Genomic DNA, 12,673 nt, shown 5'->3' on the forward strand with positions numbered 1-12,673 from the left:
GACAGAGGGGTTCACATGGCGAACTACACTGCCGCGGACATCAAGGCCCTGCGCGAGCGCACCGGCGCCGGCATGATGGACGTCAAGAAGGCTCTTGACGAGGCCAACGGCGACGCCGAGAAGGCCATCGAGATCATCCGCATCAAGGGCCTCAAGGGCGCTACCAAGCGTGAAGGCCGCTCCACCGCTGAAGGCCTCGTGGCCGCCAAGGTCAGCAACGGCGTCGGCGTCATGATCGAGGTCAACTGCGAGACCGACTTCGTTGCCAAGGCTGACAAGTTCATCCAGCTGGCCGACAAGGTCCTGGCCGTTGCCGTTGAGTCCGGCGCCGCCGACCTCGAAACCCTGCTCGCCACCGAAGTTGACGGCAAGCCGCTCTCCGAGGTCGTCGTCGAAGAAGGCGCTGTCCTGGGCGAAAAGGTTGTTGTCCGCCGCATCTCCCGCGTTGAGGGTGCCACGGTTGACGCTTACCTGCACAAGACCTCCAAGGACCTGCCGGCCCAGGTTGGCGTGCTGTTCGCTGTTGACGGTGAAGGCGAAGCTGCTGCCACCGCCGCGCATGACGTCGCAGTCCACATCGCTGCCATGGCTCCGAACTACCTGACCCGCGAGGACGTTCCGTCCGACCTGGTTGAGTCCGAGCGCCGCATCGCCGAAGAGACCGCCAAGGCCGAGGGCAAGCCCGAAGCCGCCCTCACCAAGATTGTGGAAGGCCGCGTGACGGGCTTCTACAAGGGTGAGGTCCTGGTTGACCAGGCATTCGCAAAGGACGCCAAGAAGTCCGTGGCACAGGTCCTCAAAGAGGCCGGTGTCAACGGAACCGCGTTCACGCGTTTCCGCGTCGGCTCCTAGTCGAATCTGTGAGGGGGTGGCCACTTCGGTGGCCGCCCCTTTTGCATGCAACGGGACCGGTACCGACCACCGGGCCCGGCAGGATAACCTTTTTTCAGACTCATCAACGGGAAGGCATCATGGAAGCCGTCAACACTGTAATCCAGCCAGAGAAAAGCAGGCGGCGGGTCCTCCTGAAGCTCTCCGGCGAGGTCTTCGGCGGCGGGAAGCTGGGTGTCGACCCCGAGACCGTCCGCGACGTCGCCAAGCAGATCGCCGCAGCCGTGCCCGAGGTGGAAGTGGCCATCGTTGTGGGCGGCGGCAACTTCTTCCGCGGCGCCGAACTCTCCCAAAGCGGCATGGACCGTTCCCGCGCCGACTACATGGGCATGCTGGGAACCGTCATGAACTGCCTGGCCCTGCAGGACTTCCTGGAGCAGGCCGGCGTGGAAACCCGCGTCCAGAGCGCCATCACCATGGGCCAGGTGGCGGAAGCCTACATTCCGCGCCGCGCCATCCGGCACATGGAAAAGGGCCGCGTGGTCATCTTCGGTGCCGGCGCCGGCCTGCCCTACTTCTCCACGGACACGGTAGCCGCGCAGCGGGCCCTTGAGGTCCACGCCGACGTCGTCCTGATGGCCAAGAGCGGTGTGGACGCCGTCTACACGGCCGACCCCAAAAAGGATCCCACCGCTGAGCGGCTCGAGACCCTCAGCTACGACGACGCCCTCCGCCGCGACATCCGGGTCATGGACCAGACGGCGATGACCATGTGCAAGGACAACAACCTCTCCATGGTGGTCTTTGGCATGGAGGGTGAAGGCAACGTCACCCGCGCCATCCTGGGCGAAAAGCTGGGCACCCTGGTCACCGCCTAGCTCCGGCTAGGATGTTTTCAGGACAGTTCCGTCCCCGCCCGGCCGGCGGGGACGGAAGCAGCAACAGAGAACCACGTGTGTGCAGGGAACCGGTGCCCCGGACTGCACCAGAATCTGAGGAGAGACCGTGATCGAAGAAACCTTGCTCGAAGCCGAAGAAAAGATGGACAAGGCCGTAGAGGTAGCCAAGGAAGACTTCGCTGCCGTCCGCACCGGCCGGGCCAACCCAGGCCTGTACAACAAGGTCCTGGTGGACTACTACGGCTCACCCACCCCGCTCCAGCAGCTGGCCTCGTTCGCCATTCCGGACGCCCGCACCATCCTCATCACCCCGTTCGACAAGACGGCCCTGCGTGACATTGAGCGTGCACTCAGCGACTCGGAGGTCGGCGCGAACCCGTCCAACGACGGCAACGTCATCCGGATCACCATTCCGGAACTGACCAAGGAACGCCGCAAGGAATACGTCAAGATCGTCAAGACCAAGGGCGAGGACGCCAAGGTTTCCATCCGCAACATCCGCCGCAAGGCCAAGGAAACCCTGGACCGCCTGGTCAAGGACGGCGAAGCCGGCGAAGATGAGGGCAGCCGGGCCGAAAAGGAACTGGACGGCCTCACCAAGGCACACGTCGACGGCATCGATGAGCTGCTGAAGCGCAAGGAAGCAGAGCTGCTCGAAGTCTGATGGGCCAGGCAGATCAGGCCCCCGCCCCACGGGCGCGCACACGGGGGAAGCAGCCCAGGAGCAACCCGACGCCAAAGGCCGGGCGGAACCTGCCCGCCGCCGTCGTGGTGGGCCTGGCCATGCTGTTCGCAGTCCTGGGCGGGCTGCTGTTCCTCCCGCTCGGATTCGTAGCCGTCACCACCGCCTTCGCAGTATTCGGCGTCTGGGAAATCTACCGGGCCCTCGAAGCCAACGGCACCAGGATGCCCATCGTTCCGGTCATGACCGGAACGGTGGCCATGCCATTCGTGGCATACCTCGGCGGCATCGAGGGCCTGCTGTTTGCCATGCTGCTCAGCTCCGTGGCCGTGCTGCTCTGGCGGTCCGTCGAAAGTGCTGCAGGATCCGCCAACAGCATCTTCGCGGGTGTCTTCACCCTGGGCTGGGTGCCGTTCTTCATCAGTTTCGCCGCCCTGCCGCTGCACGCCACCGGCGGGGCGTCCCCGCTGGGACTCTGGCCCGGCGGGACCATCCCCGAAGGCGCCTGGCAGGTGGCGGTCATGCTCCTGCTGGTGGTCTCCAACGACACGTTCGGGTACCTGGTGGGTGCGTCCCTCGGGAAGCACCCCATGGCGCCGAAAATCAGTCCCAAAAAATCCTGGGAGGGATTCGCCGGTTCCGTGGCCGGTGCCGTGCTCATCGGCATCCTCGCCTGCCTCTTCGTGCTGGACAAGCCCTGGTGGGTGGGGGTCGTGCTGGCCGTCGGCACCGTGGCCGCCTCCACCGCCGGCGACCTCGCCGAATCCATGGTGAAGCGCGAACTGGGCGTCAAGGACATGAGCAGCATCCTGCCCGGGCACGGCGGAGTCATGGACAGGCTCGACTCCATCGTGTTCGCATCACCGGTGGTTTTCGTCCTTTACGGACTGCTCGCCGGAGCCTGACACAAACCCTGGCCGGGCCCCGGCACCCATAAACTGGTGCAGCGGCGCTACGGCTGAAAAGCATCGAAGGAATCAAAGTGGCATTGGACATTCATCGGCAGCAGATCCCTGCGTCCTTTGAGCGCGTGCAGCGCAGTGAATACGGCTACAACGCCAAGCAGGTGGACCAGTTCCTGCAGCGGGCACGCGTGTCCCTGGAAACCCCCGAATCTGCAGCCCAGCCGATCAACAGCGCAGACGTCCGGGCCGTGTCCTTCGACCCCGTCAAAGGCGGATACTCAGCATCCGTTGTGGACGCCGCCCTTGACCGCCTGGAAGACGCCTTCGCCCGCAGGGAACGGGACGAGCTGATCGCAGCCCATGGCGAGGAAGCCTGGCTGCGGGAGATCGGAAACCTCTCGGGGATCCTCCGCGGCCGGCTCCACCGCCCCGACGGGGAGCGTTTCCGCCGGCCCGCAAAGAAGAAGGTCCGCAGCTACAACACAACGGATGTGGACAGGCTGTGCCATGAGCTCGTGGCGTACCTGGAACAGGACAAGCCGCTGAGCGTGGACAGCGTCCGCCGGGCCGTTTTCCGCCCTGCCACAGGCCGCGACGGCTACGAGGAAGCCCAGGTGGACGCGTTCCTTGACCGCGTTGTCGAGCTCATGGCCGCCATCGACTGACGGCTAGGGTCCGTCCCGCGGGGTGGGGGACAGGGGCGTGTACCTGCTCCAGATCCCGGCATAGGCGCGGTATCCGTAGTAGGCGGAAGCCGCCAGGAAAGCGAAGCCGCAGGCCGCTCCCACGATGACCGCCGCCGTCGTCCCTGCCCCCACAAGAGTCAGCAGCAGTCCAGAGAGAATGGCGATCAGCGCAGCATTCGCGCAGTTCATAAAAACCATGCTGCTGCCGGCCACATGGCTGAACGCGCTCCGGTTTCCGAAGAAGAAGTAGGTCCTCTCCGAACCGGACTCATCGTCGTGGTAGGCCGCCATCAGGTACGGCGCCACACCGGGGTCCAGGTCCACGTACGCCGCCCGCAGCCTGTTCATGGCGGTCACATACATGAGGTCTTCCTGGGCCACGTTCAGGACCCGCACCTGCGTGAGCAGCCCCATGGCCACGTCGATGCACAGCACGATTACCGCGAGCAGGACGAAGGCGTCCGAAAATTTCGTGGCCTGGCCCACCAGCGCCGCACTCACCACGCTGGCCGACGTGAAGGTCAGGAACATGCTGATCCGTGTCAGCACCTCGCTTTGGGCGGTGCTGCGTGATGCCAGCAGGCCCCAGTGCTCGGTGGCGAGCAACTGCGCCCGCACGGACGGCGGCACCGCGTCCTGCTGGCCTTCCGGGCTCCCGCCGTCGGTGGACATGGCGTAATTGTCCACCCATTCAGCGTTCCGTAGCCAGCGGCCTTTCCGGCGTATGCAGGCGGGTCATGACCCGTGCCATGGTCTTCGGCACCCGTCCTGCCGTGGCCCGTGAGACCAGCACCATCACGGCAAACGCCGTGGGAACGGTCCATGCCGCAGGCTGGGCGAGCCAGGCGGGAATGCTCGCAGCGCCCGCCATGGCTCCGATGATCATGGCGCCGCCGCACAGCAGACCTCCGGTCACCATGCCCGCGATCGCGCCGGCGTCGGTCAGTCCCCGCCACCAGATGCCCAGCAGCAGCACCGGGCAGACGGTCGAGGCGGTGAAGGCGAACACCAGGCCCACGCTGCCCGCCAGCGCGAAGGAATCGGTCATGAACGCAAAGCCAAGAGGTACGACGGCGGATATTACGGCTGCGAGGCGGAACCCGCCGACGCCGCCGCCCAGGACGTCCTGGCTGATGACGCCGGCCAGGGAGACCACCAGCCCCGACGTGGTGGACAGGAACGCGGCGAAGGCGCCTGCCACCACCAGGGCCGAGAGCAGGTCACCGGCCGTACCGCCCACGAGTTCCCCGGGGAGCAGCAGCACCATGGCGTCGGCTTGGCCGGCGCGCGCCAGGCCCGGCGCAAACATCCTTCCCACCAAGCCGTACGCGGTGGGAAACAGGTAGAAGACGGACAGCAGCCCCAGGACGATCAGCGTGGTCCGCCGTGCCGACTGCCCGTCCGGGTTGGTGTAGAAGCGGACGAGGACGTGGGGCAGCCCGAGCGTTCCGAACAGGAGCGCCACCAGCAGGGACATGTTTTGGTACAGCCCGGCCGGGGGAGTATTGGTGGGGTTGGCGGCAGGCGGGGACAACTCCGGGGTCCCGTTCCCGGCAAGCATGAAGATGATGAACAGGATGGGGACGGCCAGGGCGGTGAGCTTGAGCCAGTACTGGAACGCCTGGACGAACGTGATGGACCGCATCCCGCCGGCAGCTACCGTGAGGCAGACGACGATCACCACCGCCACGGACCCCGCCCAGGACGGGAGGCCGGTGGTGATGCGAATGGTCAGGGCGGCGCCGTGCAACTGCGGCACGATGTAGAGCCATCCCACCAGCACCACCACCAGGCTGGTGACCTTGCGGACGGCGCGCGAATCCAGCCTCGCCTCGGTGAAGTCAGGAATGGTGTACGCGCCGGAACGCCGCAGCGGGGCCGCGACGAACAGCAGCAGCATCAGGTACCCGGCGGTGTATCCCACCGGAAACCACAGCGCGTCGGTTCCGGACAGCAGGATGAGTCCGGCCACACCCAGGAAGCTGGCGGCGGACAAGTACTCGCCGCCGATGGCCGAGGCATTCCACCATGGCCGGACGGTACGGGACGCAACGTAGAAATCGCCTGTGGTGCGCGAAATCCGCAGGCCGTAGAACCCGATGACGGCCGTCACCACGGAAACCACGGCCACGGCAGCAATCGCGATGCCCGGGTTCACGCCGCCCTCACTGGTCACCGGCCAGGTCGCGGTAGCGGGCCTCATTGCGGGCCGCCGTCCGGATGTACAGCCAGGCGCTCAGCCCGATCACCGGGTAGATGCCGCCCCCGAGCAGCAGCCAGCCAAACGGAATACCGGCGATCCGGGTTTCGGCCAGGCCCGGAACCATGGCGAGCAGCAGCGGAAACGCGCCAAGGATCAGCAGGAACCCGCCGGCCACCACCAGGGCCAGCCGCAGCTGGGACCTGATCAGGGAACGGACAAAGACCTGGCCCACATCCGACTCCTGCGCGGCTTCCCGCGTCTCCTGGGCCGGGCGGGCCGCCGTGGTTGGAGCCGTCACCCGCACCCTTGTCATGACTGCGGCCTGATCCGGGTGGCCTCGAGCTTCTCCCGGACGGTGGGCAGGTGCCGCCTGCTGATGGGCAGGCCGGCGCCTGCCACCGTGACGCTGGGCCCGTCGGCAGCCAGCTTCATGGAGCTGACGTGCTTGAGCGCCACCAGGTAGGACCGGTGCGTGCGGATGAAGCCTGCCTCCGCCCACTGCTGCTCGAGTTCGGCCAGCGGCACCCTGATCAGGTAGCTGGCATCGGCTGTGTGCAGCCGCGCGTAGTCTCCCTGCGCCTGGACGTACGTGACGTCGTCGCGCCTGATCATCCTGGTGGTGCCGCCCTGGTCCACAGTGATCATCTCCGGGGCGCTGCCGCCGTCGCGCAGTTCACTGATGCGGCCCACCGAGCGGGCCAGGCGTTCGGCCCGGACGGGTTTGAGGAGGTAGTCGACGGCTGCGAGTTCGAAGGCGGCCAGGGCGTGATCCTCGTCAGCCGTGACAAACACCACCGCCGGCGGGTTGCTGCTCGCGGAAATCGCCCGGGCAATGTCCAGGCCGGACACGGCCGGCATATGGATGTCCAGGAACACCGCATCCACGGACCCGGCGGACAGGGCCCGGAGGGCTTCGCTGCCGGACGTCGCCCGGAGGACCGTGCCGATCCGTGAGTCCCTGCCCAGCAGGAATGCGAGCTCTTCCACCGCGGGCAGCTCATCATCAACGACGAGGACGTTAATCATGCTCCTAGGTTAGCTTTCCGTCGGCAGTGGCCAGGTCACGCGTCGTGGCCGGGCTGGGACTTGGGCACCCGCATGGTGATCAGTGTCCCTTCGCCGGGAGCGGTTTCGATGACCAGGCCGTGGCCGTTGCCGTAGACCTGGCGCAGCCGGGCGTCCACGTTCCGCAGCCCCACGTGCTCCCCGTCGCTGTGCCCCGCGAGCATCGACTGCAGCTGTTCGGGGTCCATGCCCACGCCGTCGTCCTCGATGGTGACCTGGGCGAACGCGCCGGCGTCGTCCGCGGTGATGCTGATGTGGCCCGGCCCTTCCTTGGCCTCCAGCCCGTGCCGGACGGCGTTTTCCACCAGCGGCTGCAGGCTCAGGAACGGGATGACGGTGCCAAGCACCTCGGGCGCCACGCGCAGGCTGACCTGGACCCGCTCACCGAACCTCGCCCGCTCCAGGAGCAGATAGCGGTCAATGCACCGCAGTTCCTCGGCGAGCGTGGTGAAGTCCCCGTGCCGGCGGAAGGAATAGCGCGTGAAGTCGGCAAATTCCACCACCAGTTCCCGCGCCCGTGCCGGATCCGTGTTGATGAAGGATGCGATGGCGTTAAGCGAGTTGTAGATGAAGTGGGGGCTGATCTGGGCGCGCAGCGCACGCACCTCGGCTTCCATCAGCTGCGTGCGGGAGGCGTCCAGCTCCGCGAGCTCCACCTGCACGGCCACCCAGTCCGCCACCTCGCTGGTGGCCCGGACCAGTCCTGCACCCACGGACGGCGCGAAGGCGGCGACGGCGCCCACCACCCGGGTGCCGGCACGGACGGGTGCGATAACAGTGGCGAGGGGGCCACCGGTGGCGTCCATGGCTGCGCTGGCCTCTCCGGCGGGGAGGACGGCTGTCCGGCCACCCGCCAGGACTCCGGCAGCAAGGTCCATCAGCCGGGGCTTCAGCTCCTCGCCTGCACCGTCCCACGCCAGCACACCGGAGGTGTCCGTAATGGCCAGGGCGTCACAACCGAGGAGGGTGCGTAGCTGCCGGCCGGCCTTCGCCGCGCCCGCGGGGTTGAGGCCGCGGCGCAGGTGCTGGCCAGCCTGGGATGCGGCGTGGAGGGTGTGGTACGTCGCACGTTCGGCGTCAGTGCCAAGGTCCCGGAAGGAACGGAGCACCTTGAGTCCCACGCCGACGACGACGGCGATGGCCATGGCGATGACGGCCACGGCCGCGGCGGTCAGGAGGGGGGAGTCCGGCATGCTGCCCAGCGTAGCGGCGGGTGCCGTTTGCCGCAGCATTCCGACCGCTGGGCGACCGCACCGGGGCCAGGTCTGGAAAGTAGCAGCCCGCGCGCAGCACAGTGATTGCAGTCACACTTCCGGTGTCCCTGCCCAGGGCCAACCGCCCGGTGTGTCCCGGCAAGTCTCAATGAGGAGGAACGATGGGTAACGATGCCCATACTCCGGACGCAGCGGCGTCCGTGGACTTTGAACAGGTCCAGTCGACCGGGCAGTTCCAGGAACTGCGCAAACGACACCGCAGCTTTGTTTTCCCCATGGCAATCGCCTTCCTGCTGTGGTACTTCGCCTACGTCCTGCTCGCCGACTATGCCGTGGGCTTCATGTCCACCAAGGTCTGGGGCAACATCAACATCGGCCTGATCTTCGGACTGCTGCAGTTCGTCTCCACGTTCGCCATCACGGGCTGGTACGTCCACTACTCCAACAAGCGGCTGGACCCCATCGCCAAGGAGATCCGGGACGAGATTGAGGGCCACGAATTCGATAAGCAGGGCAACCGGGTAGGTGGAGTCAACAAATGATCAACATAGCTGCCGCGGTGGACGTCGCCGCACTTAAGGACACCACCCTGCTGAACATGGGCATCTTCGGCATCTTCGTGGCCGTCACCATGGTGATTGTGTTCCGGGCCAGCCGGAACAACAAGACGGCCGCTGACTACTACGCTGCCGGACGTTCCTTCACGGGCTCGCAGAATGGAACCGCCATCGCCGGCGACTACCTCTCGGCAGCCTCCTTCCTGGGCATCACGGGCGCCATCGCCATCAACGGCTATGACGGCTTCATGTACTCCATCGGCTTCCTGGTGGCCTGGCTGGTGGCGCTGCTCCTGGTGGCTGAACTGCTGCGCAACACCGGCAAGTTCACCATGGCCGACGTGCTCTCCTTCCGGCTGAAGCAGCGGCCCGTCCGGATCGCCGCGGCCATCTCCACCCTTGCCGTGTGCTTCTTCTACCTCCTGGCCCAGATGGCGGGTGCCGGCAGCCTGATCTCCCTGCTGCTGGGCATCAGCGACTGGGGCGGACAGGCACTGGTGATCATCGTCGTCGGCGCCCTCATGATCATGTACGTCCTGATCGGCGGCATGAAGGGCACCACCTGGGTCCAGATCATCAAGGCCATCCTGCTGATCGCCGGCGCGGCGGTCATGACGCTCTGGGTGCTGGCCATCTACGGCTTCAACCTTTCCAGCCTGCTGGGCGCGGCCGTTGAGACCGCCAACAATCCGGCCGTCCTGAACCCCGGCCTGCAGTACGGCAAGACCGAAACCTCCAAGCTCGACTTCATGTCCCTGGGCCTGGCCCTGGTTCTGGGAACTGCCGCCCTGCCCCACGTCCTGATGCGCTTCTACACGGTCCCCACGGCCAAGGAAGCACGCAAGTCCGTGGTGTGGTCCATCTGGCTGATCGGCCTCTTCTACCTGTTCACCCTGGTCCTCGGCTACGGCGCCGCAGCCCTGGTGGGTCCCGAAACCATCAGGACCGCCCCGGGCGGCGTCAACTCGGCAGCTCCGCTGCTGGCCTTCTACCTGGGCGGCCCGCTCCTGCTGGGCTTCATCTCGGCCGTGGCCTTCGCCACCATCCTTGCCGTGGTGGCCGGCCTGACCATTACCGCAGCCGCGTCCTTCGCCCATGACATCTACGCCAGCGTCATCTCCAAGGGAAAGGCCGACGCCGACACCGAAGTTAAGGTGGCCCGCCGCACCGTGGTGGTCATCGGCGTCCTGGCCATCCTGGGCGGCATCCTCGCCAACGGCCAGAACGTGGCGTTCCTCGTGGCACTCGCCTTCGCCGTCGCGGCGTCGGCCAACCTGCCCACCATCATCTACTCCCTGTTCTGGCGGAAGTTCACCACCCAGGGCGCGGTATGGAGCATGTACGGCGGGCTCGGTGCAGCCATCGTGCTGATCATCTTCTCCCCGGTGGTGTCCGGCGGAGCAACGTCCATGATCAAGGACGCCAACTTCGCGCTCTTCCCGCTGAGCAACCCCGGCATTGTGTCCATCCCGCTGGCCTTCTTCCTGGGCTGGCTCGGAACCGTCCTCGACAAGAAGCGCGAAGACACCGCGAAGCAGGCCGAGATGGAAGTCCGTTCCCTCACCGGAGTGGGCGCCGAAAAGGCCGTCAACCACTGACGACCCAACCCCGGCGGCCTCCACAGGCCACCACAAACAGAGCCTCCGTGCCGCGCCAAGCGGGACGGAGGCTCTGTTTTGTCGAGGATCCTTTTATGGAACGCTCCTATCGTTGGTGGTGCCCGCCGGTGGCGGGAGCGCCCCCGTGTTCGCCGTGCGGGACAGCGAACTGTCCTGCCGTTGAAGCGGCGAGTCCCGGCGTCGTAATTCCTGCCACTACAACTGCACCTGCGAAGGCGGCCAGCAGCAGCCGGCCGGGTTGGCCGGTGGGGACAGCGCCCGCCGGAGGTACCCGTAGCTGCACGGAGGTCCGGCGCAGCCAGGCGAGCGCTGCAATGATCATCAGGGTCAGCAGCAGGGCGGCCGCCTGGCTCAGGTTAAGCCCGGACGTCCCCGGGGTGCTGAGGAGGATGGCAGCCACATGGATCCCGGCCGCTGCGACGAGGGTCCATCCAGCCGCCCCGCCGCCCGGGACACTTCCCCTGGCCAGGAACACAACGGCAGCGGCGAGGAGTCCGGCTCCCCAAAGCCCGGCAAGTCCGCCCGCCGCGTATCCAACCGCTCCAGGACCTTCCGCCCCCAACGCGAAGAAGCTCGAGGAGATGGCAAGATTGACCGTCCCGGCCCCGAAACCGGCGAAACCGGCGAAGAGCCGGACTGCCGCTGGCTTGGACCCCTCCCCTTCCGGCGGGGACGCCGGAAGGGACGGGATACTGGTTGCGGTCCGCTGGGACATGGTCCCTATGCCCGTACGGTTGCCGGGGACTTGTCGAGCGACAGGCCGACGCCCAGCAGGAGCACGGCGCTGGCAAGGTGCAGCACGTTGTCCGCACCGTTCAGCGCGATGATGTTCAGCGGGGAGGCCAGCAGGAAGAGGCCCAGCACGCCGACCAGCAGGTACACCGCGCCAACGGCGGTGTTCACGGTACGGGCGCTCGCGGTGCCCTTCACCCCGGCGAAAAGCAGTGCGGCGCCGATGGCGAGGTGGATGATGTTGTGCAGCGGATTGACTTCAAAAATGATGAGGTTGGCGCCCTCGGTGGCGGCGAAGCCAACGCCGGATGTGACGGCGAAGCCCAGGAGGCCGACCAGCAGGTAGACGGCTCCGAAGACGGTGGCGACGAGACGGTTGGGTGATGTGCGCATGGCCCGAATCCTTCCGGTAAGGCGGGTGGCTTGTTCCCCGCCGGACTGCAGGTCCCTGGCCGGGACCCTCGGAAGCAATTCGGACCATGCAGGGGCGTGGATGGGTAAAAAATCAGCGCCCTTCCTCACGCGGCCGGTTACGCGGCGGGCCTCAGCTTGATGTTGGTCATCTTCAGCTCATCGGTGCCCTCGAACCGGTACGCGAGGTCCACGTTCTTGCCGTCGCAGGTGATGAGGCCGGCAACGTCCGCGGATTTAACGCCGTTTTCCGTGGCCACCTGGAGATCGTTGTAGGCCGGTTCGCAGGTATCGTCCATTCCCAGGCTTTCGACGCCGGCAATAAAGGACTCCTTGGACAGCTGCTCCTGCAGCGCCGGGTCCAGGTAGTCGTCGTAGGCTTTGGAGCTGTCGCCCGCGATCACCAGCTTGGTGAAGCCGTCGGCCAGGCCTTTGGCCTGGTTGGTGGCACTGCCTGCCACATTCACAAGGATGATGACGCCGAGGATCACCAGCAGCAGGACGCCGCCAATGCTTGCCAGGATGATCCACAGCTTCCGGCGGCTTTTCGCCGGGGGCTCCCCGGGGAGGCCGAACGGGCCGGATCCCGGCTGCTCCGGTTGCGGCTGCCCGTACTGCGGTTGCCCATACTGCGGCTGCCCGTACGGTGCTTGTCCGTACGCCGGCTGGTTTCCGGCCGGGGGCTGCTGCGGCTGTTGGGGCAGCGGCTGGGGCCCGGAGCCGGTGCTGCCCGGCTGGTACGGTTCCTGGGGACTGCTCAAGGTGGGGCCTTTCCGAAGTGGTGCATGCACCGCCTGGTTGCGGAGCCTTCGTTCCGGTCCCGGCGGATATCTTGGACCAGCCTATAACCCGGGCCGCCGGCGCCGTAC

Annotated in this window: 15 protein-coding genes; 7 read left to right on the forward strand and 8 right to left on the reverse strand. The window is 66.5% G+C overall.

Features of this window, described 5'->3' with window-relative positions:
- Positions 1–15: 15 nt before the first annotated feature.
- From tsf to DXK94_RS05210, 5 genes are all read left to right on the forward strand, one after another.
- On the forward strand, positions 16–852 hold the full coding sequence (gene tsf / locus DXK94_RS05190) for a translation elongation factor Ts (protein ID WP_079595550.1): 837 nt from the start codon (positions 16–18) through the stop codon (positions 850–852).
- Positions 853–971: 119 nt separating this feature from the next.
- On the forward strand, positions 972–1,709 hold the full coding sequence (pyrH, locus tag DXK94_RS05195; RefSeq protein WP_079595549.1) for a UMP kinase: 738 nt from the start codon (positions 972–974) through the stop codon (positions 1,707–1,709).
- Positions 1,710–1,836: 127 nt separating this feature from the next.
- Entirely contained in the window at positions 1,837–2,394 is a 558-nt protein-coding gene (gene frr / locus DXK94_RS05200; protein WP_079595548.1) for a ribosome recycling factor, read from the forward strand.
- A complete protein-coding gene (locus tag DXK94_RS05205; protein WP_115524135.1) occupies positions 2,394–3,317 on the forward strand; it encodes a phosphatidate cytidylyltransferase in 924 nt (307 codons plus the stop codon). The genes frr and DXK94_RS05205 overlap by 1 nt, the downstream gene beginning before the upstream one ends.
- 77 nt (positions 3,318–3,394) lie before the next feature.
- Positions 3,395–3,982 (forward strand): DivIVA domain-containing protein, encoded by a 588-nt coding sequence (locus DXK94_RS05210; RefSeq protein ID WP_079595546.1) that lies wholly within the window; start codon positions 3,395–3,397, stop codon positions 3,980–3,982.
- 3 nt (positions 3,983–3,985) lie between these two features.
- On the opposite strand, the gene DXK94_RS05215 is transcribed toward DXK94_RS05210, so the two are convergent.
- Genes DXK94_RS05215 through DXK94_RS05235 form a run of 5 tightly spaced genes read right to left on the reverse strand, consistent with a single transcriptional unit; the run spans position 3,986 to position 8,464 of the window.
- Positions 3,986–4,675, reverse strand: coding sequence for a hypothetical protein (locus DXK94_RS05215; protein WP_079595886.1), 690 nt, complete (start codon positions 4,673–4,675; stop codon positions 3,986–3,988).
- A 19-nt stretch (positions 4,676–4,694) separates the two neighbouring features.
- The gene (locus DXK94_RS05220) at positions 4,695–6,161 is read right to left on the reverse strand and encodes a cation acetate symporter (protein WP_115524171.1); all 1,467 of its coding nucleotides are present in this window, start codon (positions 6,159–6,161) and stop codon (positions 4,695–4,697) included.
- Between the two features lie 7 nt (positions 6,162–6,168).
- Complete coding sequence (locus tag DXK94_RS05225; protein WP_115524136.1) at positions 6,169–6,519, reverse strand: hypothetical protein; 351 nt, start codon at positions 6,517–6,519, stop codon at positions 6,169–6,171.
- Positions 6,516–7,232, reverse strand: a complete 717-nt coding sequence (locus DXK94_RS05230; RefSeq protein ID WP_115524137.1) for a LytTR family DNA-binding domain-containing protein — start codon at positions 7,230–7,232, stop codon at positions 6,516–6,518. The genes DXK94_RS05225 and DXK94_RS05230 overlap by 4 nt, the downstream gene beginning before the upstream one ends.
- Positions 7,233–7,267: 35 nt before the next feature.
- Positions 7,268–8,464, reverse strand: a complete 1,197-nt coding sequence (locus DXK94_RS05235) for a sensor histidine kinase (RefSeq protein ID WP_115524172.1) — start codon at positions 8,462–8,464, stop codon at positions 7,268–7,270.
- A gap of 182 nt (positions 8,465–8,646) precedes the next feature.
- On the opposite strand from DXK94_RS05235, the gene DXK94_RS05240 reads away from it, so the two are divergent.
- Positions 8,647–9,027: a DUF485 domain-containing protein gene (locus DXK94_RS05240; protein ID WP_079595543.1), complete on the forward strand. Its 381-nt coding sequence runs from the start codon at positions 8,647–8,649 to the stop codon at positions 9,025–9,027.
- Positions 9,024–10,640, forward strand: coding sequence for a cation acetate symporter (locus DXK94_RS05245; protein ID WP_079595542.1), 1,617 nt, complete (start codon positions 9,024–9,026; stop codon positions 10,638–10,640). The genes DXK94_RS05240 and DXK94_RS05245 overlap by 4 nt, the downstream gene beginning before the upstream one ends.
- Before the next feature lie 106 nt (positions 10,641–10,746).
- Here DXK94_RS05245 and DXK94_RS05250 read toward each other — a convergent pair whose 3' ends face one another.
- From DXK94_RS05250 to DXK94_RS05260, 3 genes are all read right to left on the reverse strand, one after another.
- Positions 10,747–11,376: a hypothetical protein gene (locus DXK94_RS05250; RefSeq protein ID WP_115524138.1), complete on the reverse strand. Its 630-nt coding sequence runs from the start codon at positions 11,374–11,376 to the stop codon at positions 10,747–10,749.
- A 5-nt stretch (positions 11,377–11,381) separates the two neighbouring features.
- The gene (locus DXK94_RS05255) at positions 11,382–11,786 is read right to left on the reverse strand and encodes a DUF4383 domain-containing protein (RefSeq protein ID WP_115524139.1); all 405 of its coding nucleotides are present in this window, start codon (positions 11,784–11,786) and stop codon (positions 11,382–11,384) included.
- A gap of 137 nt (positions 11,787–11,923) precedes the next feature.
- Positions 11,924–12,565, reverse strand: a complete 642-nt coding sequence (locus tag DXK94_RS05260; RefSeq protein ID WP_115524140.1) for a hypothetical protein — start codon at positions 12,563–12,565, stop codon at positions 11,924–11,926.
- Positions 12,566–12,673 lie beyond the last annotated feature (108 nt).

It is taken from the genome of Arthrobacter sp. RT-1 (genome assembly GCF_003367205.1).
Classification (GTDB): domain Bacteria; phylum Actinomycetota; class Actinomycetes; order Actinomycetales; family Micrococcaceae; genus Arthrobacter.

Coding starts and splice junctions, on each gene's coding strand:
- DXK94_RS05255 (WP_115524139.1), bottom strand. CDS start 11,786: ATGCGCACATCACCCAACCGTCTCGTCGCCACCGTCTTCGGAGCCGTC.
- DXK94_RS05215 (WP_079595886.1), bottom strand. CDS start 4,675: ATGTCCACCGACGGCGGGAGCCCGGAAGGCCAGCAGGACGCGGTGCCG.
- DXK94_RS05245 (WP_079595542.1), top strand. CDS start 9,024: ATGATCAACATAGCTGCCGCGGTGGACGTCGCCGCACTTAAGGACACC.
- DXK94_RS05250 (WP_115524138.1), bottom strand. CDS start 11,376: ATGTCCCAGCGGACCGCAACCAGTATCCCGTCCCTTCCGGCGTCCCCG.
- DXK94_RS05240 (WP_079595543.1), top strand. CDS start 8,647: ATGGGTAACGATGCCCATACTCCGGACGCAGCGGCGTCCGTGGACTTT.
- DXK94_RS05225 (WP_115524136.1), bottom strand. CDS start 6,519: ATGACAAGGGTGCGGGTGACGGCTCCAACCACGGCGGCCCGCCCGGCC.
- DXK94_RS05235 (WP_115524172.1), bottom strand. CDS start 8,464: ATGCCGGACTCCCCCCTCCTGACCGCCGCGGCCGTGGCCGTCATCGCC.
- tsf (WP_079595550.1), top strand. CDS start 16: ATGGCGAACTACACTGCCGCGGACATCAAGGCCCTGCGCGAGCGCACC.
- DXK94_RS05205 (WP_115524135.1), top strand. CDS start 2,394: ATGGGCCAGGCAGATCAGGCCCCCGCCCCACGGGCGCGCACACGGGGG.
- pyrH (WP_079595549.1), top strand. CDS start 972: ATGGAAGCCGTCAACACTGTAATCCAGCCAGAGAAAAGCAGGCGGCGG.
- DXK94_RS05230 (WP_115524137.1), bottom strand. CDS start 7,232: ATGATTAACGTCCTCGTCGTTGATGATGAGCTGCCCGCGGTGGAAGAG.